The organism is Curtobacterium sp. Curtsp57 (assembly GCF_047324335.1).
In the GTDB taxonomy this organism is placed as follows: Bacteria; Actinomycetota; Actinomycetes; order Actinomycetales; family Microbacteriaceae; genus Curtobacterium.
In genome coordinates this window covers 1,467,933-1,492,146 of the sequence record NZ_CP168511.1, presented here as the reverse complement: position 1 = coordinate 1,492,146, position 24,214 = coordinate 1,467,933, and the positions used below count along the sequence as shown (strand labels likewise).

19 protein-coding genes are annotated in these 24,214 nt (G+C 71.2%); 14 read left to right on the top strand and 5 right to left on the bottom strand.

Translation table 11 applies throughout. The features are described 5' to 3' along the window. Positions 1-225 precede the first annotated feature (225 nt). Positions 226-2,199, bottom strand: coding sequence for a GMC oxidoreductase (locus tag ACEN9V_RS06965; protein ID WP_413602681.1), 1,974 nt, complete (start codon positions 2,197-2,199; stop codon positions 226-228). Between the two features lie 74 nt (positions 2,200-2,273). On the opposite strand from ACEN9V_RS06965, the gene ACEN9V_RS06960 reads away from it, so the two are divergent. From ACEN9V_RS06960 to ACEN9V_RS06940, 5 genes are all read left to right on the top strand, one after another. Then, positions 2,274-2,951: a TetR/AcrR family transcriptional regulator gene (locus ACEN9V_RS06960; RefSeq protein ID WP_413602680.1), complete on the top strand. Its 678-nt coding sequence runs from the start codon at positions 2,274-2,276 to the stop codon at positions 2,949-2,951. Further along, the gene (locus ACEN9V_RS06955) at positions 2,948-3,502 is read left to right on the top strand and encodes a hypothetical protein (RefSeq protein WP_413602679.1); all 555 of its coding nucleotides are present in this window, start codon (positions 2,948-2,950) and stop codon (positions 3,500-3,502) included. The genes ACEN9V_RS06960 and ACEN9V_RS06955 overlap by 4 nt, the downstream gene beginning before the upstream one ends. A 70-nt stretch (positions 3,503-3,572) precedes the next feature. Next, entirely contained in the window at positions 3,573-4,526 is a 954-nt protein-coding gene (locus tag ACEN9V_RS06950; RefSeq protein WP_413602678.1) for a manganese catalase family protein, read from the top strand. Positions 4,527-4,622: 96 nt separating this feature from the next. Beyond that, positions 4,623-6,410: a DEAD/DEAH box helicase gene (locus ACEN9V_RS06945; RefSeq protein WP_281267044.1), complete on the top strand. Its 1,788-nt coding sequence runs from the start codon at positions 4,623-4,625 to the stop codon at positions 6,408-6,410. Between the two features lie 183 nt (positions 6,411-6,593). Next, positions 6,594-7,934 carry a fibronectin type III domain-containing protein gene (locus ACEN9V_RS06940; RefSeq protein WP_413602677.1) on the top strand — a complete coding sequence of 447 codons (1,341 nt, stop codon included), beginning with the start codon at positions 6,594-6,596 and terminating at the stop codon, positions 7,932-7,934. 162 nt (positions 7,935-8,096) lie between these two features. Here ACEN9V_RS06940 and ACEN9V_RS06935 read toward each other — a convergent pair whose 3' ends face one another. Next, positions 8,097-9,020, bottom strand: coding sequence for an NAD-dependent epimerase/dehydratase family protein (locus ACEN9V_RS06935; protein ID WP_413602676.1), 924 nt, complete (start codon positions 9,018-9,020; stop codon positions 8,097-8,099). 127 nt (positions 9,021-9,147) lie between these two features. On the opposite strand from ACEN9V_RS06935, the gene ACEN9V_RS06930 reads away from it, so the two are divergent. From ACEN9V_RS06930 to opgC, 4 genes are all read left to right on the top strand, one after another. After that, positions 9,148-9,963: a TetR/AcrR family transcriptional regulator gene (locus ACEN9V_RS06930; protein ID WP_413602675.1), complete on the top strand. Its 816-nt coding sequence runs from the start codon at positions 9,148-9,150 to the stop codon at positions 9,961-9,963. A gap of 126 nt (positions 9,964-10,089) precedes the next feature. Further along, positions 10,090-12,114, top strand: a complete 2,025-nt coding sequence (locus ACEN9V_RS06925; protein WP_413602674.1) for a glycosyltransferase — start codon at positions 10,090-10,092, stop codon at positions 12,112-12,114. Continuing rightward, positions 12,111-12,515 carry an ATP-binding protein gene (locus tag ACEN9V_RS06920; RefSeq protein WP_402728254.1) on the top strand — a complete coding sequence of 135 codons (405 nt, stop codon included), beginning with the start codon at positions 12,111-12,113 and terminating at the stop codon, positions 12,513-12,515. Before ACEN9V_RS06925 ends, ACEN9V_RS06920 begins: the two co-directional genes overlap by 4 nt. Further along, on the top strand, positions 12,512-15,013 hold the full coding sequence (gene opgC / locus ACEN9V_RS06915; RefSeq protein WP_413602673.1) for an OpgC domain-containing protein: 2,502 nt from the start codon (positions 12,512-12,514) through the stop codon (positions 15,011-15,013). The genes ACEN9V_RS06920 and opgC overlap by 4 nt, the downstream gene beginning before the upstream one ends. A gap of 189 nt (positions 15,014-15,202) precedes the next feature. Here opgC and ACEN9V_RS06910 read toward each other — a convergent pair whose 3' ends face one another. Next, the gene (locus ACEN9V_RS06910) at positions 15,203-15,352 is read right to left on the bottom strand and encodes a hypothetical protein (RefSeq protein ID WP_281267051.1); all 150 of its coding nucleotides are present in this window, start codon (positions 15,350-15,352) and stop codon (positions 15,203-15,205) included. A 156-nt stretch (positions 15,353-15,508) separates the two neighbouring features. Next, on the bottom strand, positions 15,509-15,967 hold the full coding sequence (locus tag ACEN9V_RS06905; protein WP_413602672.1) for a MarR family winged helix-turn-helix transcriptional regulator: 459 nt from the start codon (positions 15,965-15,967) through the stop codon (positions 15,509-15,511). An 89-nt stretch (positions 15,968-16,056) separates the two neighbouring features. On the opposite strand from ACEN9V_RS06905, the gene ACEN9V_RS06900 reads away from it, so the two are divergent. After that, positions 16,057-17,031 (top strand): helix-turn-helix domain-containing protein, encoded by a 975-nt coding sequence (locus ACEN9V_RS06900; protein WP_413602671.1) that lies wholly within the window; start codon positions 16,057-16,059, stop codon positions 17,029-17,031. Positions 17,032-17,044: 13 nt separating this feature from the next. On the opposite strand, the gene ACEN9V_RS06895 is transcribed toward ACEN9V_RS06900, so the two are convergent. Then, positions 17,045-18,076 carry a LacI family DNA-binding transcriptional regulator gene (locus ACEN9V_RS06895; protein ID WP_402728258.1) on the bottom strand — a complete coding sequence of 344 codons (1,032 nt, stop codon included), beginning with the start codon at positions 18,074-18,076 and terminating at the stop codon, positions 17,045-17,047. A 230-nt stretch (positions 18,077-18,306) separates the two neighbouring features. On the opposite strand from ACEN9V_RS06895, the gene ACEN9V_RS06890 reads away from it, so the two are divergent. Genes ACEN9V_RS06890 through ACEN9V_RS06875 form a run of 4 tightly spaced genes read left to right on the top strand, consistent with a single transcriptional unit; the run spans position 18,307 to position 24,024 of the window. Next, positions 18,307-19,602 (top strand): ABC transporter substrate-binding protein, encoded by a 1,296-nt coding sequence (locus ACEN9V_RS06890; RefSeq protein ID WP_413602670.1) that lies wholly within the window; start codon positions 18,307-18,309, stop codon positions 19,600-19,602. A gap of 8 nt (positions 19,603-19,610) precedes the next feature. Further along, positions 19,611-20,642, top strand: coding sequence for a carbohydrate ABC transporter permease (locus ACEN9V_RS06885; protein WP_413602669.1), 1,032 nt, complete (start codon positions 19,611-19,613; stop codon positions 20,640-20,642). Next, a complete protein-coding gene (locus ACEN9V_RS06880) occupies positions 20,639-21,517 on the top strand; it encodes a carbohydrate ABC transporter permease (protein ID WP_413602668.1) in 879 nt (292 codons plus the stop codon). The genes ACEN9V_RS06885 and ACEN9V_RS06880 overlap by 4 nt, the downstream gene beginning before the upstream one ends. Then, positions 21,514-24,024 carry a glycoside hydrolase family 3 N-terminal domain-containing protein gene (locus ACEN9V_RS06875; RefSeq protein ID WP_413602667.1) on the top strand — a complete coding sequence of 837 codons (2,511 nt, stop codon included), beginning with the start codon at positions 21,514-21,516 and terminating at the stop codon, positions 24,022-24,024. The genes ACEN9V_RS06880 and ACEN9V_RS06875 overlap by 4 nt, the downstream gene beginning before the upstream one ends. Positions 24,025-24,214: the final 190 nt, after the last annotated feature.

The following is a 24,214-nucleotide window of genomic DNA, read 5'->3' as shown; positions in this document are numbered from 1 at the left end:
GGGACTCGGCGGTGAGACCCGACCGACGATACCCGTCGGGCGGACGCTGCCGGCCGCCGTTCCAGTTCTGCCTGTCCCGGCAGGTCGCAGACCGAGTCTCGCGCTCAGCGACAGATCACGGCGCGGACCGCGCGAAGACTGTCGCTCAGCGCGAAAGTCGGTCGGTGGCGCCGGCGCCGCCGACCAGGCCGCTGCGGACCCGCCCCGTGGCCGGGATGCGGCCCGTCAGCCGCCCGTCATGTGCGCGACGGTCCGCATGGCGGTGGCGAAGATCGTGAGCACCGGGTTGACGCCGCCGTTCGTCACGTGCACGGAGCCGTCCGCGACGCGCAGGTTGTCGTGTCCCCACACGCGTCCGAACTCGTCGACGACCGAGCTCGTCGGGTCGGACCCCATGCGGAGCGTGCCGGCCTGGTGCTGCCCGCCGGACGGCCCGACCGGCGTGCCGCCCACCTCGACGGTCGCCCGCGCCCCCGCCGCGCGGAGCCACGACGCGGCCAGCGCGCTCGTCGCGTCACGGGCGCGGAGGTCCTCGGCGAGCACGGAACCACTCAGCCGGGCGACCGGGATCCCGTGCCGGTCGACGAGCCGGTCGTCCACGCGGACGCGCGAGTCGGCTGACGTGACCTCCTGGATGGGGCCCATCAGCCGCATGGTCCGGCGGACCAGGTGTCGCATGCCGTCCGTCGACGCCCGGCCGGTCCGCGGCAGGAGCCCCGCGCCGACGAGGTACCGGTAGGTGTTCGACGGGGTGGCGACGAACTCGTTCGCGATCATCCCGCCGCCGACGATGCCGTCGTTACCGTGCCGCCGGTCGGTGGTCGCGATCGAGGGTCCCGGCCCGACGAGGTCCTCGACGACGTCGTCGAACACCCCCGTCGCACCGCCGTACACGTGTCCCTGCAGGTGTCGCCCGACGAGGTCGTTGCCGTTGCCGATGCCGTCCGGCTCCCGGTCGCTCCGACTGTTCAGCAGCAGGCGCGCCGATTCGATCGCGCCGGCGGCGACGACGACCTCGGCGGCGTCGACGTCCTGCTGCCAGGGCCGACCGTCGACCTCGCCGACGAGGGTGACACCGACGACACGTCCCGCCGCGTCGGTGCGGAGCCGGGCCGCCCGGGTCTCGAGGACGATCTGCGCCCGGCCGGTCGCGAACGCCCGTGGCAGCATCGTGTTCTGCGAGCCGTTCTTCGCGTCGACGGGGCAGGCGAACCCGACGCACATCCCGCAGTTCGCGCACGCCCCACGTCCGAGCCACGGGGTGCTGTTCACCAGGAGCGGGACGTGCACCGTCCCCAGACCGAGGTCCGTCGCGGCCGCTGCGAGTCGTTCGCGCGCCGGGCCGGACGGCACGGGCGGCATCGGGAGCGGCCGGGAGCGGTGGCCGGACCAGCGGCCGTCATCGGGCCCGCCGCTGACGCCGAGCTCCCACTCGGCGCGCGTGTAGAACGGCTCGAGGTCGTCGTAGCCGATCGGCCAGTCTGCCAGGGCGCTGCCGTCCGGGACGCCGTACGTCGTCGCCATCCGGAAGTCGAGCGGCGCGAACCGCCAGGCCTGTGCGCCGTAGACGCGGGTGCCGCCGCCGGCGGTGGACGCGTTGTTGTTCCACCCGGGGTCGGCTGGCCGGATCGGCAGGCGGGTGCGCCCGTCGTCCGTGACGCGGAGGTCGAGCGGGTCGATCGGGCCGGACAACGGCGCGAGACCCCAGTCGGAGCGCGGGTTCCGCAGGTGGTCGTGGGCGAGCGTCGCGGTGTCCGGCCACGCGCCCGCCTCGACCACGAGGACGCGCCGACCGGCCTCCGCCAGGCCGCATGCCGCGACGCCTCCGCCGGCGCCCGAGCCGATGACGACGGCGTCGTACCGGGGCGCCAGCTCGGACGGGTGCACCGTCACCGGCCGGTCCGTCGGGACGGGGACGGGCACGGGCCAGCCGTCGAGGGGCTCCGGCTGCCAGTCCACCGCGGGCCACGACGCCGGGTCGGCCCAGTGCCCGCCCGCGACGAGCTCGGCGAACCAGTCCCAGTCGGTGCTCTCCGACCCGCGCTCCGCGACGTCGCGGAACCGCGCTGCCCACTCGGGGCGTTCGGGGAGGAGCGATCGGAGGAAGTCGACGCCGGCGTCCGAGGAACCGGGGACCACCTCGTCCACGCGCTCCCGGAGCCGCATCGCGGTCGCGTCGTCGAGGTGGGGATCCGGCACCGGGACTCCTTCGTCGTGGCGGTGGTCGCCCTGTACGTCTACCACGGACGTGGCGCGAGGTGTACTTTTTGAACGTGTTCGAAAATGATGACGCGCCGCGCCCCAAGCGTGAGCGCACCCGTGCGACCATCCGCGCGGTCGCGATCCGGTCGCTGCGCGAGAAGGGCTACGACGCGACGACGATGCGGGGGATCGCCGAGGAGGCCGGGCTGTCGGTCGGCAACGCCTACTACCACTTCCCGACGAAGGACCACCTGGTCCAGGAGCTCTACGTGGACGTGCAGCACGAGCACCGAGAGGCCGCGCTCCCGCTGCTCGACACGACGGACGACCTGACAGCGCGCGTCGGCATCGTCCTGCGCACCGGGCTCACGAACCTCGCCGGGTACCACGCCATCGCGCCGCAGTTCCTCGCCGCGGCGGTCGCACCGAACTCGCCGATCAACCCGCTGGCGGCGGAGTCGTCCGAGGCGCGCGACCTGGTCCTCGACCTCTTCACGCGGGCCGTCGGAGGCGCCAGGCAGCAGCTGCCGGGGCGCCTCGCCGAGGACCTCCCCTCGGCGCTGTGGATGGGCTACCTCCTCCTCGCGCTGTTCTGGACGTACGACACCTCCACGGCGCAGGGCAGGACGCACCGGCTCGTGGACGCCATGCTCCGCGTGCTCCGCTTCGCGCTCCCGATGCTCCGGATCCGGCCGTTCCGCGCCACCGTGACCGAGATCGTCGGCATCGTCGCGGGACGTGCGGCATGACCGAGGCGATGAGCCCGCGGCCGTCGACGCCCACGTGGTCGGACAGCTGGTGGCTCGTGCTCCGCGCGCTCGGGTGGCTGCTCGGGGTGACCCTCCCCGCCACCGTCGTGCTCGCGATGTTCCTCCCCGGTGCGATCGAGGGGTGGGGGATGCAGCCGGAGCCGTGGTGGCTGGGGATCGTCAACGTGCTGCTGTGGATGCTCATGGTCGTCGCGCTGTCGTCGTTGCCCGCCGTGCTCGCAGCCGTCGTCGCGTGGCCGCTCACGATGCTGCTCGGACGAGCGATGCGCTCGGTGCGGTCCCGGACGCTGCACGTCGTCGCGACGTCGGCGCTCGCCGGGGTCCTCGCCGCGCTCCCGCTCGCGCTCTTGCCGGTGTACGTCCTCTTCGTCCCGATGTCGATCGCGGCCGGTGCTGCCGCCGCCCTCGCGCGGAACGGCGAGTTCCGACGCGCCGACCGCCTGGCCGCCGCAGCCGCGCACGAGACCGACGAGACCGACGAGACCGACGAGACCGACGAGACCGAGAGTGCGCCTGCTGGCTCATCCTGACCAGCGCCGTGCACCGCGGCGAGGAGCGTGAGGGCTGCACGGCGACGACGTCGTGCACGAAGGAGGACCCATGTACTTCCACGCTCAGACCTGGATCAACGAGATCCCCGCCGGAGACCCGGACCCCGCCGCCGCGAACGCACTGCAGGAGGGCCTCGGCGGCCAGTTCGGCGAGATGCGCACGATGATGCAGTACCTCTTCCAGGCGATGAACTTCCGCGGCCCGGCCGCGAAGCCGTTCCGCGACCTCATCCAGGGGGTCGGGACCGAGGAGATCAGCCACGTCGAACTCATCGGGACGACGATCTCCCGGCTGCTCGACGGCGCACCCGGCTACTCGGGCAAGCTGACCGACCCGCTGGACACCCCGGGAGCGAAGGGCGCGACGCCGCTGAACATCGCCCTCGACACCGGGAACATCCACCACTACCTCGTCGGCGCCCAGGGCGCGCTGCCGGTGGACGCCGCCGGCAACCCATGGAGCGGCAGCTACGTCTACAACTCCGGCAACCTGCCGCTCGACCTGCTCTACAACCTCATGCTCGAGTCGACGGGGCGCCTGCAGAAGTGCCGCATCTACGAGATGACGGACAACCCGACGGCCCGGGCCACGCTCGCGTACCTGATCGTCCGCGACCAGGCCCACGAGAACGCCTACGCGAAGGCGCTCGAGTCGCTCGGCGTCGCGTGGAACACCCTGCTGCCGATCCCGAAGACGAACGCCGAGCGGTTCCCGGAGGTCAAGACACTCGTCGACCTGGGCCTGCAGAGCAAGCAGTACAGCTTCGACCTCGACGGGGCGTCGGAGGCGGCGAAGATCTTCCGCGGGGCGTCGCCGTCCGGCGACGGCACCGACCTGGTGGCGGACGAGCAGGCGCCGAAGGGCGTGCCGTCCTTCATCGCCGACGAGCGGCTCGAGGAGTTCGCGCCCGGACTCGACGCCGATCTGCTGGCCCTCATCCAGCAGACGGCGGAGCTGGAACTCGACCAGGCCGAGACCAGCCTGTACGGCCCGGTGCGCTGACCGGAGACGGACGGGAGGCTCGTGGCGACCCCGCCACGGGCCTCGACTCCGTCATCCCGGTCGATACCGGAGCCGCGGACCGGGTACCGTACCAGGATGAGCTCCGAGACGACCAGCACCACCGAACCCACCGACGAGGGGCCCGTGGTGACGTTCGCCGACCTGGGGCTCAGCGACAACGTCCTCAAGGCCGTCAAGGAGATCGGGTACGAGACCCCCTCCGCGATCCAGGCCGCCACCATCCCGACGCTGCTCGAGGGGCGCGACGTCGTCGGCCTCGCGCAGACCGGTACCGGCAAGACCGCGGCCTTCGCGCTGCCCGTCCTGTCCCGCATGGAGTCCGGCTCGAAGCTGCCGCAGGCACTCGTGCTGTCCCCGACGCGCGAGCTCGCCCTGCAGGTCTGCGAGGCGTTCGAGCAGTACGCGTCGCACATGCGCGGCGTGCACGTCCTCCCCGTCTACGGCGGCCAGGCGTACGGCGTCCAGCTGTCCGCGCTCCGCCGTGGCGTCGACGTGGTCGTCGGCACGCCCGGGCGCATCATGGACCACATCGCCAAGGGCACGCTCGACCTGTCCGAGCTGAAGTACCTGGTGCTCGACGAGGCCGACGAGATGCTGAAGATGGGCTTCGCGGAGGACGTCGAGACGATCCTCGCCGAGACCCCGGACACCAAGCAGGTCGCACTGTTCTCGGCGACCATGCCCGCGCAGATCCGTCGCATCTCGAAGCAGTACCTCAACGACCCGGCCGAGATCACCGTCAAGGCGAAGACGACCACGTCCGCCAACACGACGCAGCGCTACCTCATCGTGTCGTACGCGCAGAAGGTCGACGCCCTGACCCGCATCCTCGAGGTCGAGGACTTCGAGGGCCTCATCATCTTCGTCCGCACGAAGAGCGAGACCGAGAACCTCGCCGAGAAGCTCCGTGCCCGCGGGTACGCCGCGGCCGCGATCAGCGGTGACGTCGCGCAGGCCCAGCGCGAGCGCACCGTGAACCAGCTGAAGTCCGGCAAGCTCGACATCCTGGTCGCGACCGACGTCGCCGCCCGTGGCCTCGACGTCGACCGCATCACGCACGTGGTGAACTTCGACATCCCCGTCGACACCGAGTCCTACGTGCACCGCATCGGCCGCACCGGTCGTGCCGGCCGCAGCGGTGCCGCGATCAGCTTCGTCACGCCGCGTGAGCGCCGCCTGCTCACCGCGATCGAGAAGGCCACGCGCCAGCCGCTGACCGAGATGACGCTCCCGAGCATCGAGGACGTCAACGTCACCCGCCTGACGCGCTTCGACGACGCCATCACGGCGGCGCTCGAGTCCCGCGACCGCATCGAGGCGTTCCGCGACATCATCGCCCACTACGTCGAGCACCACGACGTGCCGGAGCAGGACGTCGCTGCAGCACTCGCCGTCGTCGCGCAGGGGGACACCCCGCTGCTGCTCGACCCGGCCGAGGACGCCCTCCGCCGCCAGGTCGAGCGCGACCAGCGTCGCGACGAGCGCAAGGGCCGCGAGCGCGAGGTGGACGGCGGTGACCGTCGCCGTCGCTCGGTCCCGATGACCCCGTACCGCATCGAGGTCGGCCGTCGTCACCGCGTCGAGCCGCGCCAGATCGTCGGTGCGCTCGCGAACGAGGGCGGCCTCCGCCGCGACGACTTCGGTGCGATCCGCATCCAGCCGGACTTCTCCATCGTCGAGCTCCCGACGGACATGCCAGGCGACGTGATCGACAAGCTCAGCGACACCCGCATCAGCGGCCGGCTCATCGAGATCAAGCCGGACCGCCGTGGCGGCGGTGGCGGGTACCGCCGCGGACCGCGCGACGACCGTGACGACCGCCGCGATCGTGACGACCGTCCGGCGCGCAAGCCCCGGTACTAGACCCCACCGACGACGGACTGGAGGCACTGCGCACGACGCGCGCGGTGCCTCCAGTCCGTCTCGTGGTTGCGGGAGACCGCAGATCGCACCGCACAACGTCTTGCGGCGGTTCCGCACGGCCCCGCGCGGTGCTTCGCTGGCCGCGTGCGCGACGCAGGGAGCCGCGCGGACAGGGGATCGATCGTGTACAGAGCAGTGTTCACCGCCGCAGCAGCGGCCGTGCTCGTCGTCGCCGGGGCACTCCCGGCGCAGGCGGCACCACGTTCCAGCACCCCGGGGACGCCGACCTCGGTGTCCGTGACCGGTACGGCGACCGACGCCGACGTCACGTGGGGTCCGCCACGGTCCGGCGCGAAGGTGCTCGGGTGGGCGGTCACCGTCCGTCCGGCCGAGCACCAGCCGCGGCACGGGGTCGACCTGCTGCGCGCATCGGCGCGGTCCGACCACTTCGGCGACCTGACGGCCGGGACGACGTACTCCTTCACCGTGCGGGCGGTCGGCACCAGGGGTCCAGGCCCGGCCGCGACCGTGCGGTACCAGCCGGTCGCGCCCGCTCCGGTGGGGCAGTCGCTGTTCGCGCTCGACGCGGCGGGGAACGTCGTCCGCTACCCGACGACGGGCACCGGCACACCGACCACCATCGCGCCGAACGGTGCCGGCTACACGGCGGACGCGGAAGGCGACGTGTTCGTGCCGTCGGCCGACCGGACCGCCATCGTGATGTACCCGGAGGGCGGGGGCGCTGCGCAGACCATCGCGACGGGCCTGCACCTCACCGCTGATCTCCGGACGGACCTCACAGGCAACCTGTACTGGGTCGACAGCGTCACCGGCGGGGTGGTGAAGCTCGCCAGGGCTGGTGGGCCGGCGATGCCGTGGGTGTCCTTCGGGCCGGTGCCGAACTCCGGCACCACGACCCTCTGGGCCGTCGGACGGGACGGCACCGTGTCGACCTGGACGAGCACGACGACGACGGCCTCGGTCGTGACGAGGACCCCGGCGGGGACGACCACCACCAGGACCATCAGCTCCGGCGCGACGGGGGTGTTCGGCTACGTGCGGGCACTCCTCGCCGACGCCCACGGCGGGCTGTACATCGACTGGAGCTCGCCCGGTGGAGCTGGCTCGTACATCTGGGCCGCGCTGCCCGCCGGAGCGACCACGTGGGTCTCGGCCGAGCCCCGGCTGGCGTTCGAGTACGGCGCGACGAACTCGTCGTCGTTCCGGCTGCTGCAGTCGAAGGAGTGGTGCACCTCGCCCGCCGAGAACTCCGGGCAGTGCTCCGTCGACCGGTCGATCCCGTCGCTGCTCGTCCGGGCGCTCGACGGCACGACGTCGTCGGTCCCCGTGTCCGGGCTGACCGCCGGGTCACGCGGATCGAACGTCGGCGCCGCTGACGAGGCCGGCGACGTGTTCATCGACGTCGACCAGGCTCCGACCGCCGGGCTGTGGCGGGTCCCGGCTGCCGGGGGTGCAGCGCAGCAACTGTCCACCGCGCAGTTCTCCCGCTTGCTGGTGATCTAGCCACGCTGCCGCCGGGTTCGGTCGGGCCGGGCCGGGCCGGCTGCCGAATAGCGCGTAGGAGGTCGAATCGTGCCTAGGAGGTCCGGATTTCCGACCCCCTACGCGCGATTCCGCCTGCTACGCGCGGTTCGGCCCAAGTGCCCGCGGGCAGTGCGCCCCGCGTCAGGCGAGGCCGGCCGTCCGGCGGCAGACCTCGTCCCACGGCGTCGGCTCGATGCCGAAGTACTCGCGGGACGCCGTGTCGTCGAGGACGTACGGCGCGGTCCACTGGTAGCTCATCTCGGCGACCTCCTTCATCATCGGCGACACGAGCCCGATCGCCCGGAGCGCACCAGCGGGCAGCCGCCGCACCCGCACCGGGGGCTTCCCGGCGGCGGCCAGCACGTCGGTCAGCGCCTCGACCTGCGACCTCGGCGGGTTCGACGGGACGTGCCAGGTCTTGCCGAGCGCCTGCTCGTCGGCCGCCGCGGCGACGATCGTCCTGGCGACGTCCAGCACGTCCGTGAAGGTGTGCGGCAGGTCGGTGCGGCCGATCATCGTCACCGCCCTGCCCTGCAGCGCCGCGGGCAGCACACGGGTGACGTGCCCGTTCTCGCCGATGCCCGGGCCGACGTAGTCCGAGCCGCGGACCTCGACGGTGCGGATCCGTCCGGCCCGGTGCAGCTCGAGCGCGTCGTGCCACATCCGCGCCCGGAGCATGCCCTTGTGGTCGGTGGCGGCATCCGGCATGCCCTCGCGCATCGGGGAGTCGACCGGCCCGTACGGGTAGAGGTTGCCGGTGATCGCGTACACGGCCCCGGTCCGCTCGGCTGCCGTCAGCAGCGAGGCCGCGAGTGGGGGCCAGTTCGCCTCCCACTGCGTGTAGTTCCCCGGGTTCGCGCAGTTGTACAGGACCGCCGCACCGTCGGCGGCCCGGGTGAGCGCCTCGGGATCCGAGGCGTCCAGGGCGACGTGACCGACAGCCTCCAGGCCGGTGTCCCGACCCGAGCGGGTGGCGACCGTGACGCGCTCGCCGCGGGCCGCGAGCAGTTCCGCGACGTGCCGGCCGACGGGTCCGGCGCCGATGACCAGGTGGAGCTCCGACATGGTGTGTCCCTTCGGATCGATTGGGAGAGCAGTGCTCTCGTCCCCCCGAGCATGACATCGCTCCGTGGCAAAAGCAAGAGCAGTGCTCTCTCTTGTGTGCAGTGCTCTCCCGTGGCAGGGTTGGGGCATGGCAGACCGGGCTCCGACCGCACGTGACCTCGCTCGCGAGACGATCCGGACGCGCATCCTCGACGCGGCCCGGGCGCGACTCACCGAGGAGGGACCGGCCCAGCTGAGCCTGCGTGCGGTGGCGCGCGACGTCGGCATGGTCTCGTCCGCGACCTACCGGTACTTCCCGAGTCGCGACGACCTGCTCACCGCGCTGCTCGTACAGGACTACAACGAGCTCGGCGCGGCCGTCGAGCGCGCGGACACGGCGCACGACCGGACCGACGTCGGCGGCCGGTGGATGGCGGCATGCCGCGCGATCCGGGAGTGGTCGGTCGGGCACCCCGGTGACTTCGCGCTGCTCTACGGCAGCCCGGTCCCCGGGTACGCAGCGCCGCAGGAGACGATCGAGCCAGCCACACGGGCGACGCTCGTGCTGGTCCGGATCGCGCTCGACGCCACGGCCGGGAGGCCCGGGTCGGCTCCGGCAGGCGCGCCGGCACCCGGGGTGGCCAGGTCGGGCCCCGCTGCGGCCGGGCCGTCGGCGGGACCGGTGGTGGCCGATGCGGTGGCGTACATCCGGGCGCTCGGGTACGTGGAGGACGTCGACGACGAAGTGGTCATGCGGACGCTGATGGCGTGGACGTCGCTCTTCGGCACGGTGTCGTTCGAGCTGTTCGGCCACTACGTCGGATCGGTGTCGGACCACGCCGCGTACTTCGACCTCGTCGCGGAGCGGCTCGCGGCGGACATCGGGTTCGTCGCGGTGGCATCAGGAGCTCCCAGTCCCGCTGTGGACGGCGCGGATCATCCCCAGATCGGGGCGGCACGCTGACACGCCGGGCGCTCCTGGGGTAGACAGGTCCCGACGCCGAGACCGACCCGACGGCCGGACCAACCACCCGCAGCCGTGATCAGGAGGCATGTTGCAGCGCAGCACGACGCCCGTCGGGGCCCACCGATGACCTCGCTCGACGTCAGCAGGCAGGACCGCCGTCGACTCGGGCGGGGGACCGCTCGTCGTCGCATCGTGACGGTCCGCACCGTCGCGCTCCTCGCGTCGCTCGCCGGCATCAACTACGTGGCGTGGCGCTGGGCCGCGTCCGTGAACTGGCACTCCTGGTGGATCGCGGTGCCGCTGATCCTCGCCGAGACCTACAGCGTCATCGACTCGCTGCTCTTCGCGTTCGGCGCGTGGCGACTCCGCGAGCGTGGCGAACCGCCGACGACACCGAGCACCGACGTCACCGTCGACGTCTTCATCACGACGTACAACGAGCCGGTCGAGCTCGTCGTGCGGACCGCCACGGCCGCGAAGGCGATCACCTACCCGCACGCCACGTGGATCCTCGACGACGGCAACCGTCCCGAGATGCGCCGGGCGGCCGAGGAGCTCGGCATCGGCGTGATCACGCGCGGACAGGACTGGATCGACCGTCCTCGTCACGCCAAGGCCGGCAACCTCAACAACGCGCTGCTCGCCACCCAGGGCGAGTTCCTGCTCATCCTCGACGCCGACCAGGTCCCCGACCCGGCGATCCTCGACCGCACCCTCGGCTACTTCAAGGACCCGAAGATGGCGCTCGTGCAGACGCCGCAGTGGTTCGAGAACGTACCGGACGCCGACCTGCTCGGCAGCCAGGCGCCCCTGTTCTACGGCCCCATCCAGCAGTCGAAGGACGGCTGGAACGCGGCGTTCTTCTGCGGGTCGAACGCGATCCTCCGTCGTGAGGCGCTGATGCAGCTCGGCATCTCGCGCTACGTCACCGAGGTCGAGGCGTCCGTGCAGCGCACGATCAAGACCTCGCGCAAGCTGCTGTCCCGTGCGCGGGAGAACGAGACCGACGACCGCGTGCTCGGGGCGCTCGACGACGCCGAGGCCGTGGTGCACCGGGCCCGCGACGCGATCACCCGCGGGGAGCCTCTCGGCGACGTCACGTACGAGTTCCAGCGCGGCATCGACGCGATCGCCTTCCGGTTCGCGGCGGCCGACCTCGAATCGGTGCGGAACGACCTGCAGGAACTCGCGGCGATGTCCACCGACGCGGGCACGTTCGCCGGGCTCGACGACGCGGCGCTCGACGTGCTCGGGCAGCGCGGCGCGTCACCGGTCGCCGCCATCGAGTCGATCGCGGTGCTCGCGCGGGCCGTCGACGTCAACCGTGGCGACGAGGCACAGGCGATCATGCCGCTGGCGACGATCTCGGTGACCGAGGACATGGCGACCGCGATGCGGCTGCACGGCCTCGGCTGGAAGTCCGCGTACCACGACGAGATCCTCGCGAAGGGCCTCGCGCCGGAGGACCTGCCGACGATGCTCGTGCAGCGACTCCGGTGGGCGCAGGGCACGATGCAGGTGTTCTTCCGCGAGAACCCGCTCGTGCAGAAGGGGCTGTCGTTCGGGCAGCGCCTCATGTACTTCTCCACGATGTGGAGCTACCTGTCGGGGTTCGCGGCGATCGTCTACATCGCCGCGCCGGTGCTCTGCCTGTCGTTCGGGGTCGTGCCCGTGCAGGCCTACAGCGTGGACTTCTTCGCACGGCTCATCCCCTTCCTGGTCCTCAACCAGCTGCTCTTCTGGGTGGTGGCCGCAGGCAGACCGACCTGGCGTGGGCAGCAGTACTCGCTCGCGCTGTTCCCGGTGTGGATCGAGAGCGTCACCAGTGCGTTCGAGAACGTGTTCCGCGGCAAGCCGCTCGGGTTCCGGGTCACGCCGAAGGTGCGCGACGAGACCGAGCAGAAGCCGCGATGGGACCTGGTCCGACCGCAGCTGTTCGCGATGGGCGCGCTCGTCGCGGCGCTGATCCTGATCGGCATCCGCTACCTCAGCGGGCAGGCCTCCGGGATCGCTCCGCTCGTGAACACCGCGTGGGTGGTGTTCGACCTGTGCATCTTCAGCATCGTGATCCGTGCCGTGCTCTACCGCGGCCCGTCGACCTCGGTGCAGTCCGAGCACGAGTCGAGCACCGCGGGGGGCCCGCTGTGACCGCCGCGTTCGACGTCCCGGCGACCGTGGAGTCGCTCGACACCGTGCAGGACCGCTTCGCTGCGTGGTGGGACGACCTCGGCATCGACGACGTCCGCCTCCGCTTCGCGCTCGAGACCGCCGTGGCGGAGATCGCTGCGAACATCGTCGAGCACACCCGCCGCACCGACCAGGAGGCCGGACGGCGGTACTCGGTCGAGCTCGACGCGACCGAGCACGCCGTGACGGCGGTGCTCCGCGACAACGGTCGGCCGGCGGACGTCGACCTCAGCGCCGTCACGATGGCGGACGTCGACGCCGAGAGCGGGCGTGGCCTGGCGCTCGCGATCGCCGCACTCGACCGGCTCGAGCACCGGCACGAGGACGGCCACAACGTCTGGACCCTGGTGTGCGCACGGTGAGGGGAGCGCTCGTCCGCACGGTCGCCGTCCTGGTCGCCTCGGCGAGCCTGCTCATCGGCGGAGCACTGCCGGCACAGGCCGTCGCGGCGTCGACGCCGGCGCAGCCCGCCACCGGGAAGACCTGGTTCGGACCAGACCTCGACTGGGGCTCCGACGCACCGGACGGGTACGAGGGCCGACTCGGAGCGACCCCTTCCAGCTACGGCGTCGAGATCGACTACCCGATCGACCGGAGCGCCGAACGAGAACTGCTCCGCTCGACCCGGGCTGCTGCGACGCAGGGCGCGACCCTCGTCGTGAGCCTCGAACCGGACGTGTCGCTCCGGTCGCTCACCACGGCAGACGCCCGGCACGCCAACGAGCTGCTGCAGGAGATCCACCGGCAGTACGACACGAAGGTGCTGGTCCGGTTCGCGCCACAGATGAACGGGACGTGGGTGCGGTGGGGGCAGCAGCCGACGCAGTTCGTCGCGGCGTTCCGCACGCTGGCGGCCCAGGTGCACGCGGGGAGCTCCGACGCGGCGATGGTGTGGTCGCCGTCGTACGGTGCCGGGTACCCGTTCGGCGAGTCCGCCGGACGGCTGCAGGACCTCTCCGCGACCGACGTCTCGAAGCTCGACACGAACGGCGACGGACAGCTCACCGCCGCCGATGACCCGTACGAGCCGTACTGGCCTGGCGACGCTTCGGTCGACTGGGTCGGCCTGTCCATGTACTACTTCGGCAAGGGCAAGGCGACGGAAGCCGCTGGCCGCGACGTCCCGCTCACCACGAACGACGTGCCGGAGTCCGGAGAGGTCCAGGCGCGGTTCGACGAGACCTGGGGGTACGAGCAGTCCCAGTCGCGCGGCGATTTCTACGACCGCTTCGCCGTCGGGCACGACCGCCCGATGCTCCTCGACACCGGGGCGCTCTACGACCACTCGCTGAAGGGTGCCGCGGAGCTCGACGTCAAGCAGGGGTGGTGGCGACAGGTCTTCACGGCGCTCGAGGACCGTCCGCTCATCCGGGGTGTGACCTTCCTCGAGACCAACCGTCGGGAGCCGGAGGCCGGCAACCGCGTGGCCGACTGGCGCGACACGGCCGTGCCGGGCATCGCGGGGTCGTTCCGCACGGACCTGCAGGCCACCGACCGGTTCGTGTTCGGTCCGGTCACCGAACGGGTGACCCCGCAGGACGGCAACGCGGCGACGAACCAGCAGCTCGACACCGGCGGTGACCAGATGGCGTGGATCGTCTGGTGCGCCGTCGGACTGGCGATCGTGTTCCTGCTGAGCGGGGTGTTCGGCAGGCTGCTGCCGAGCTGGCGGTACCCCGACGACGGCGGGCCGGGGCGCGACCTGCGGCTCGACCTGTTCCGCGGGTTCATCATCCTGGCGGTCGTGATCACGCACATCGAGATCGGCGGCCCGTACTCGTACATCACCTTGCACGCCGTCGGAGCGATCACGGGCGCGGAGATGTTCGTGTTCCTGTCCGGCATGGTCCTCGGCATGACGTACCCGCTGGCGATCAAGAAGTTCGGCGAGTGGGTGGCCGCGGTCGGCGCGTGGAAGCGTGCGCGCAAGCAGTACCTCGTCACGCTGGTGGTGATCGCGGTCGTCTTCGCGCTGAGCTTCGTGCCGTTCCTGAACACCGACGCGATCACGACGTTCACGGACCGGGGGACCGGCACCGGCGGCGTCGGTGCGGAGGGGCGCGTCTACGACCTCTACCCGAACGCGATGCAGCTGCTCGCCTACCCGCCGCCCTGGTACGCGATCCGGCAGTTCCTGCTGCTCGAGATGGGCCCGTGGCCGTTCAACATCATGGGGCTGTTCGTGGTGCTGAGCCTGTTCATCCCGCCGCTGCTCTGGGTGATCCGCCGCGGCTTCTGGTGGGCGGTGCTCCTCGTCAGCTGGGCGCTGTACGTCTTCCAGGCGCTCGTTCCGGGGTTCCAGCCGCTGAACTCGCAGTTCGAGTCCGTCTTCCCGCTGCTCACCTGGCAGGTCGTGTTCACCCACGGGCTGGTGCTCGGCTACTACCGGCGGCAGATCGTCGGCGCGCTGACCGGTCGGCTCGGCAAGGTCCTCGTCGGGATCGGGATCTGCGGCTACGCCGGGTTCCTGGTCTACGTCTGGGCGGCGAACCACCTCGGGTTCACGCCCGTGCCGTTCCCCGCGTCGATGTACGACGACCTGTACAACACCGCGTACCAGCGCGTCGACCTGCAGTGGGGCCGACTGGTCGACATCGCGTTCTTCGCCATCGTCTCGTACGCGATCCTCACGGTGTTCTGGAAGCCGATCGCGGCGGCCATCGGATGGCTGTGGATCCCGATCGGGCAGGCGAGTCTCTACGTGTTCGTCTGGCAGGTGTTCTTCGCGCTGGCGATCGCGTCGATCCCCGGTGTCGACTGGGGCAACGCCTGGATCGGCTTCGCGACCCACTCGGCGCTGATCCTGCTCGCCTGGTACATGGTGCGGAAGAAGTTCCTGTTCAGCGTGATCCCACGCTGACCGCACGCCCGTGCTGACGTGGGCGGTCGAATCGCGCGTAGTGGGGCGAATCGCGCGTAGGCGGTCGGAACGTTCGACCACCTATGCGCGATTCCGCCTCCCATCGCGCCCGCCATGGGTCGGAACGCACGTGCGTGACGGACGGGAGGCACGGTGCCAGCCGGCACCGTGCCTCCCGTCCGTCGGCGCTCAGCGCTGCCGCGTGGTCTCCGTGAAGAGGTCGTCGAAGAGCCCGGGTTCGTCCGTCTGCTCCTCGCCGAACTTCCACTTGCGGCGCATGCGCCGGAACGTCGTGATGCGGACCGGCTCGATGCCCGGCTCGGTGTCGTAGCTGCTCATGGTCCTTCCGCTCCTCATCCGTTCCCCCGTCTGCATCCCCGCGGCGAGGCTACGTCCCCGCGCTGCGGGCTGACCGGATTTAGGTAGAAGAATTACCTTGTTGCGCTCCGTGGACAATCAGACGAGCCGAGGGCGCTGCTCCCTCTACTCTGCCGTTCAGGGCCTGGGGGCGCCGCCGTCGAGCGCCGTGATCACGCGCTCGATGATGCGCACGAACTTGGCCCTGTCCCGATCCGAGAAGGAGGCCATCAGCTCGTGCAGGTGCTCGTTCGTGCTGTCCATGGCGTCTGCGTAGCGTGCTCGGCTGGTGTCCGTCAGCTCGATGAGCCGACTGCGTCCGTCCTCCGGGTTCGGTCGTCGCTGCAGGTGTCCGGACCGCTCGAGCCGGTCGACCGCCGTGGTCACCGCAGGGCCCGTGATGCCGAGGTGACTCGACAGGTCCTTCACGCGGACGGGGCGCCCCGCCGACTCGGCGCGGGACACGAACTGCACCACCGTGAGGTCGACGCCGGAGACACCCATGTGGTCGCGCAGACGCAACCGCAACGACGTCATCGTCGCCTCGAGTCGCGTCAGGGCCGCGTCGAGGTCCAGGTCGGTCTCGCTGCCCGTCACCTGGGTGCCTCCTCTGCGCCGTGCGGCCACGCGTCGGGATGCGCAGGCGTCGTCGGCACAGCGTATCCAGATCGCGCGGAGCCGCGTGGATGCCGACCCGCGGCGTGGCGATCGGTCGGCTGATGGACCAGATGATCCGCATCGAGATCTGTGCCCGCGATCCCGAGACCGCGGTCCGTGAGCTCGCGGCCGTCGACGTCGGCCGGCAGTGGACTTCGCGGCGCACGGGGGACGAGTACTCGTTCCGGTACTCCGCGGTGGGCGACGACGAGGTCACGATCCGTCGCGCACGGATCCGCGGTCTGCTGCGGGGGCTCGTGCCACCGGGCGACGACCACGTCGTGCGGTGGACCACCGACGGCTCCATCGTCATCGACGCGACGGGGACGCGCTTCGAGCTGCGGCACGACGAACCCGTGCTGTCACCGTCGGACCGGGAGTACCTCTTCGTCGGCACCGACCACGACCAGCGGTTGGTGCACCTCGGACGGGCGTTCGTCGAGAGCGTCGCCGCCGAACGGTACGGCGCCGCTTCCGGTCCGCTCGTGTTCGACCGCGTCCGCGTCGTCGACGACGCGGCGCTCGGCCCCTGGCACGAAGCACTCGGTGCCCTGTCGCGCGCACTGCGTGACGGTGTGGAGTCCGACGCCTGGGCCTCGGCGAAGCACACGGCCGCCGAGGCGTTCCTCGCGATGTTCCCGCCGCGGTTGGACGCACTGCCCGCCGCGCTCTCGAGTCCACGGAACGCACGGCTCAAAGCCGTCGTCGAGTACCTCCACGCCCACGTCCGCGACTCGATCGCGGTGGCGGACCTGGCCGACGTCGCCGGGCTCAGCGTCCGGTCGGTGCAGGAGTCCTTCGCGCGGGTGCTCGGCGTCTCCCCGCTGACGTACCTCCGCGAGATCCGGCTCGACCGGGTCCGCGACGACCTGCTCGCACACGATCCCCAGTCGGTGACGGTGGGGGACGTCGCACGTCGGTGGGGGTTCGCGCACCTCGGGCGGTTCTCCGCCGCGTACGTCGACCGGTTCGGCGAGTACCCGAAGCAGACGCTGCGCCGCTGATCGTCCCGAGCGGTCAGTCGGCTGCCGGCGGCGCGGTGCTCCGTCGCACCTGCAGGGTCGTCGCAAGCCGGACGTGCTCGGGGGTCGGCTCCCCGCGGAGCATGGAGAGCAGCATCTCCACCGCACTCGCGCCGAGTTCCGCGAGCGGCTGTGCGACCGTCGTCAGGGGTGGTGTGGTCATCGACGCCTGCGGGACGTCGTCGAAGCCGATCACGGAGAGGTCCTCGGGGACGCGGAGTCCGAGGTCGGCGGCCGCGTGCAGCACACCGATGGCGGAGGAGTCGTTCGCCGCGAACACCGCGGTGGGGCGGTGCGGGCCGGAGAGGAGTTCCCGGGCGACGGCGGCCGCGTTGCCCTCCTGGTAGTCGCCTGCCCGGAGGAGCGCGTCGTCCACCTGGATGCCCGCGGCGGCGAGGGCGGCGCGGTACCCGGCCTCGCGCAACTGCGCGGACGCGAGGTCGGCGCGGCCGTGGATGTGCGCGATGCGCGTGTGCCCGAGCGCGAGGAGGTGCTCCACGGCGATGCGTGCGCCGCCCTCGTTGTCGGTGTCGACGGTGGCGTGTCCCTCCGGTCCGGTGTGCGGGTCGATGGCGACCACGGGGATCGACGAGCTCGGCAGCGCGGTCGACGGCGTCACGACGATCGCTCCGTCGATGAGGGTGCCGGAGAGCCGGGAGAGCGATCGCCGTTCCCATCCGGGTTGGCTCGCGCCGGTGACGAGTCCGGCGTAGGCGAGGAGTTCGTAGCCGGTGCCGGTCGTCGCCGAGGAGATCCCGCGCAGCAGCTCCGTGGAGAACGGCTCGAACTCGGGGACGAGGATGCCGATCACCCCGGTGCGTGAACTCCGGAGACTCCGCGCGACGAGGGACGTCTCGTACCCGAGGCGTTCCACGACCTCCTGCACGCGCAGCATGGTCGCGGGGGCGACGCCGTCGCGGTGGTTCACGACCTTGGAGACGGTCGGGATCGACACCCCTGCTGCCCGTGCGACGTCCGCGATCGTCGCCCGCCCAGGGCTGCTGTCCACGCCGGGAGCGGTCTCCATGTGCTCACCGTACCGCCGATGCCACGGGTGAACGACCGCGGTCCTCTCGTTAGAAAACGTTATCGATATCGATTGACAAAGCGTCGAGGCACCTGGCACGCTCTCCGCAACGGCAGCGATGCCGGAGCGGCTCCCGGTGCCGCAACGGCACCCGGTGCCGCAGCGGCACCCGGTGCCGCAGCGGCGACCGATGCCGCAGCTGTCAACGACGACACTTCAGGAGCTCCACGATGACGAGGAAGATCCGAGCCACGGCGGCCATCGCGCTGATCGGGGCCACAGCACTGCTGGCGACCGGCTGCTCGAGCGGTGGCAACGCCGCGGGCAGCGACGGCAAGGTCACGATGACCTTCTGGCACAACTCCACGACCGGACCCGGCAAGGCGTTCTGGGAGAAGACCGTCAAGGACTTCGAACAGGACCACCCCGACGTGACGATCAAGATCCAGGCGATCCAGAACGAGGACCTGGACGGCAAGCTCCAGACCGCGCTCAACTCGGGATCCGCCCCCGACGTGTTCCTGCAGCGCGGCGGCGGCAAGATGAACGCGATGGCCCAGGCCGGCCAGCTCATGGACATCACCAGCTCGATCGGGAAGACCGCGAAGTCCGAGGTCAGCGCCGGTGCGTTCAAGGGCTACGAGCTCGACGGCAAGACGTACGCCATGCCGGTCGACGTGAACCCCGAGGGCATCTGGTACAGCCAGGACCTCTTCAAGCAGGCGGGCATCGAGGGCACCCCGACCACGATGGACGAGCTGAACGCGGACATCGCCAAGCTCAAGGACGCCGGCATCCAGCCGGTCGCCGTCGGCGCGAAGGACGCCTGGCCCGCCGCGCACTGGTACTACAACTTCGCACTCCGCGCATGCAGCGAGAAGACGCTGAACGGCGCCGCGAAGGACCTGAAGTTCACGGACAGCTGCTGGAAGGCCGCCGGTCAGGACACGAAGGACTTCTTCGACACGAAGCCGTTCAACGACGGTTACCTCACCACCGCCGCGCAGCAGGGCGCCGGCAGCTCGGCAGGCCTCATCGCCAACCACAAGGCCGCGATGGAGCTGATGGGCGCGTGGGACCCTGGAGTGATCTCGTCGCTCACCCCGGACGGCAAGCCGCTGCCCGACCTCGGCTTCTTCCCGTTCCCCGAGGTCTCCGGCGGCAAGGGCGCACCCGGCTCGATGATGGGTGCTGTCGACGGCTACTCGTGCTCGGCGAAGGCCCCGAAGAAGCAGTGCACCGAGTTCCTCAACTACATGACCGAGAAGCCCGTGCAGGAGGCGTACTACAAGGCCTTCAACGCGATCCCGGCGAACGAGTCCGCCCAGGCGGTCGTCACCGAGCCCTACCTGAAGACGGTGCTCGAGGCGTACAACAAGGCCCCCTTCGTGTCGAACTACCTCGACACCCTCTACGGCCAGAACGTCGGCAACGCGCTCAACACCAGCGTGGTGGACCTGCTCGCCGGCAAGGGCGACGTCGACGACATCGTCAAGACGGTCAACCAGGCCGCGGCGAAGGGCTGACCCGACCCATGGCCACATCAGTCGCCCCCCGTCCGTCCGGCTCGAGCGAGCTGACGGGCGCGGGGAAGGACCTGACCGGGGCCGGCGGCACCACGCCGTCGGCCCTGGCCGGCCGGGGCCGGAAGAAGCCGGTCGCCGACGTCCGCAAGCGGGTCGAGATCGCCCTGCTGGCCGGACCCGCGACGATCATGTTCGTCGGGTTCGTGATCCTCCCCGTGGCGCTCGCCGCCTACTACGGCTTCTACAAGTGGCAGGGCTACGGGGCGCCGACGGACTTCGTCGGCCTCGACAACTACAAGATCATCTTCACCGACCCGGACTTCCGGGGCGTGCTGACCCACAACGCGTTCATCGTGATCGGCTCGCTGCTCGTGCAGGGTCCCATCGCGATCATCCTCGCGCTGCTGCTCAACCAGCGGATCCGCGGCCGTGGCCTCATCCGGGTGCTCATCTTCGTGCCGTACGTCATCTCCGAGGTGATCGTCGGCACCGGGTGGAGCCTGATGCTCTCGACGAGCGGCGCGGTCAACGACCTGCTCCAGGCGATCGGCCTCGGTGCGCTGCGGAACGACTGGCTGTCGAACCCGGACATCGCGATCTGGACCCTCCTCGCGATCATCTCGTGGAAGTACATCGGCTTCGCGGTGATCCTGTTCCTGGCCGGCCTGCAGAGCATCCCCGAGGAACTGTTCGAGGCCGCCCAGCTCGACGGCGCCGGCTACTGGCAGATCCAGCGGCGGATCACGCTGCCGCTGCTCGGACCGACCATCCGCATCTGGGCGTTCCTGTCGATCATCGGCTCGCTCCAGCTGTTCGACCTGGTCTACATCATCTGGGGGCAGTACATCGCCTCGACGGCCGGGACCTCGACCATGGCGACGTACATGGTCGCGAACGGCCGGAACTCCGGCAACTACGGGTACGGCAACGCCGTCGCCGTGGTGATCTTCCTCATCTCGCTGGCGATCGCACTCGTCTACCAGCGGTTCGTCCTGCGTCGCGACACCGCCGGCGCCCTCACGGAGAAGGCAACACGATGACCGCCACCGCATCGATCATCGCGCCCCGACGACGCCGGGACCGTGACACCGGACCGGTCCGCCGCGAGCGCAACCTCGGCACGTACTTCATCGCGCTGCTGTTCATCGCGGTCTGCATCGGCCCCGTCGCGTACATCGTCCTCGGCGGCTTCCGCACCAACGCGCAGATCACCGCGAGCCCCGCTGGGCTCCCGGCACCGTGGAACTTCGGCAACTACGCCGAGGTCCTGTCCAGCGGGGTGTTCTGGCAGCAGCTCGGCAACTCGCTCATCGCCGGCGTCACCACCACGGTCGGCGTCGTCGTGCTCGGGCTGATGGTCAGCTTCGTGCTCGCCCGCTACCGGTTCCGCGGCCGCGGCGCGCTGTACTCGCTGTTCGCCGCCGGGCTGATGTTCCCGATCACCGTCGCGATCACGCCGCTCTACCTGCTGGTGAAGGACCTCGGACTGACGAACAGCCTGGCCGGCGTCATCCTGCCGCAGATCGCGTTCGCGCTGCCGACGACGGTCATCATCCTGGTGCCGTTCCTGCGGGCGATCCCGGACGAGCTCGAGGAAGCAGCCTCCATCGACGGGGCCAGCCGCCTGGGCTTCTTCTTCCGGATGGTCGTGCCGCTGTCCCTGCCCGGCGTCGTCACGACGGGCATCCTGGCCTTCATCGGCAGCTGGAACAGCTACATCCTGCCGCTGTTCATCCTCAACGACGCGTCGGCGTACACGCTGCCGCTCGGGGTGCAGGCGTTCTCGTCGCAGTACTCCGTCGACACCGCAAGGGTGCTCGCGTTCACGTCGCTGTCGATGATCCCCGCGCTGGCGTTCTTCGCGGTGTTCCAGCGTCGCATCGTCGGCGGGCTGACCGGGGCGGTGAAGGGATGACCGCGACCGACGCGACAGCGTCGGCCACGGGCGGCCGGGAGGCTCGTCCCGCGTCGACGACGCCGGTCACCGCGACCGACGGCCGGCCCGCGGCGCGTGGCGGGGCCGACCCGAGCCTCCCGTCCGCCCCGGCTCGACCGTCGGACCGGACGGCCGCGCCGGACCGCGCAGCCGCCCTGCTGGCGGCCATGACCCTCGAGGAGAAGACGGCGCAGCTCGTCGGCTACTGGCTCGACCAGAACGGCGTGGTCGCGCCCATGCAGGGCGAGATGACCACCCGGTCGGACGGCCGCACGCTGGCGGACATCACCCGTGACGGCATCGGCCAGTTCACCCGCGTCTACGGCACCCGCCCCGTCGAGCCCGACGAGCGCGCCGCCTGGCTGTGGGACGAGCAGCGGCGCCTGAAGCGGGAGACCCGGCTGGGCATCCCGGCGCTCGTGCACGAGGAGTGCCTGACCGGCCTGGCCGCGTGGAAGGCCGCGACGTTCCCGACGCCGCTGGCCTGGGGTGCCGCCTTCGACCCGGAGCTCGTCGAACGGGTCGGTGCCGTGATCGGCGACTCGATGCGACGGCTCGGGGTCCACCAGGGCCTCGCTCCAGTGCTCGACGTCGTCCGCGACCCCCGTTGGGGCCGGGCCGACGAGTGCATCGGCGAGGACCCCTACCTGGTCGGCACCGTCGGCACCGCCTACGTCCGTGGGCTGCAGCGCGCCGGGGTCGACGCGACGCTCAAGCACTTCCTGGGGTACTCCGCGTCGCAGGCGGGCCGCAACCACGCACCCGTGCACGCCGGAGCGCGCGAGATCGCGGACGTGTTCCTGCCGCCGTTCGAGATGGCGCTGCTCGACGGTGGCGCTCGGAGCGTGATGAACTCCTACGCGGAGATCGACGGCGTGCCCGTCGCGGCGAACGCCGACCTGCTGACCGGGCTGCTGCGCGATCGCCTGGGCTTCGACGGCACCGTCGTGGCCGACTACTTCTCGGTGGCGTTCCTCGAGGTCATGCACGGCATCGCCGCCGACCGTGGCGAGGCCGCGGCGATGGCGCTCGAGGCCGGGGTCGACGTCGAGCTGCCCACCGGTGACGCGTACCTGGCGCCACTGGTCGAGCGCGTCCGTGCCGGTCTGGTCGACGAGGCGCTCGTCGACCGTGCCGTGCTGCGGGTCCTGCGCCAGAAGGAGCGGCTCGGGCTGCTCGACCCGGACGTGTTCGAGGACGAGCCGCCCACCGGCATCGACCTGGACACCCCGTCGCACCGCGACCTCGCACGGCAGCTCGCGGCGGAGTCGCTCGTCCTGCTGTCCAACGACGGCGTGCTGCCCCTGGACCCCCGGCAGGGGCGCGTCGCGGTGATCGGCCCGAACGCCCACCGTGCCGAGGCCCTGCAGGGGTGCTACTCCTTCGCGAACCACGTGCTGGCCGACCACCCCGACCTGCCGCTCGGCTTCGCGATCCCGACCGTGCTCGAGGCGCTGCGAGCGGCTCTCGGCGGCACGGTGTCGACCGCGGTCGGCTGCGCCGTCGAGGGTGACGACCGCTCCGGCATCGCCGAGGCCGTCGCGGTCGCGCGGGACGCCGAGGTCGCGGTCGTCGTGGTGGGGGACCAGGCGGGGTTGTTCGGCCGCGGCACCGTGGGCGAGGGCAACGACACGGCTTCGCTCGACCTACCCGGTGTGCAGCGCGAGCTGGTCGAGGCCGTCGTCGCGACCGGCACCCCGACGGTGGTGGTCCTGCTCACCGGACGGCCGTACGCGATCGGCTGGGCGCTCGACGGGCCGGGTCCCCGTCCGTCCGCCGTCGTCCAGGCGTTCTTCCCGGGTGAGGGCGGGGGACTGGCGATCGCCGACCTCTTGACCGGTGCCGTTGCGCCGTCGGGGCGCCTGCCGGTCTCGCTGCCCCGTGCTGCGGGTGCGCAGCCGTACACGTACCTGCACCCGCGGCTCGGCGGCCCGTCGGACGTCACGGCCGCCGACTCGACGCCGGTCCGCCCGTTCGGCTTCGGTCTGACGTACACGGCCTTCGCGTACCAGGACCTGGTCGTCGACGACGCCGTCACCACCGACGGCACGTTCACCGCGACGGTCACGGTCCGGAACGCCGGGCAGCGCGACGGCTCGGACGTCGTGCAGCTCTACGGGCACGACGTGCACGCCAGCGTCACCCGTCCGGTCGTCCAGCTGCTGGGGTACGCCCGGGTCGACGTGCCGGCGGGGGAGTCCCGCAGCGTGCGCTTCACCGTGCCGGTGCAGCGCTTCGCCTTCAGCGGTCGCGACCTGCGCAAGGTCGTCGAGCCTGGGGACGTCCAGGTGTGGGTCGCGTCCCACGCTGCGGCGTCCCGGCCGGGAGGCCCGCTCGAGTCCGGCGGGATCGTCGCGCTGTCGGACGGATCGGCCGCAGTGCCCCTGCCGGGCACCGCCACGGAGCGTGCGACCCTGCGGGTCGCCGGGCCGGTGCACGAGGTCCAGCTGACGGATCCCCGCGTCGTCCGCTGGGCGGTGGCCTGACCTCGGTGCACGCGTGCACGCGCCGCGCCGCCGCATCGAGGGAACAGAAGACGTCGGGTCCGCTCAACGGATCCGACGTTTTCTGTTCCCTCGACGGGCGGCAGGCAACAGGGTGCGGTATCCTGGTCGAGGTTAATCGATTAAGCATCGCCGCTCGACGGCGCGGTGCCCAACCCGACGGTCGACCGCA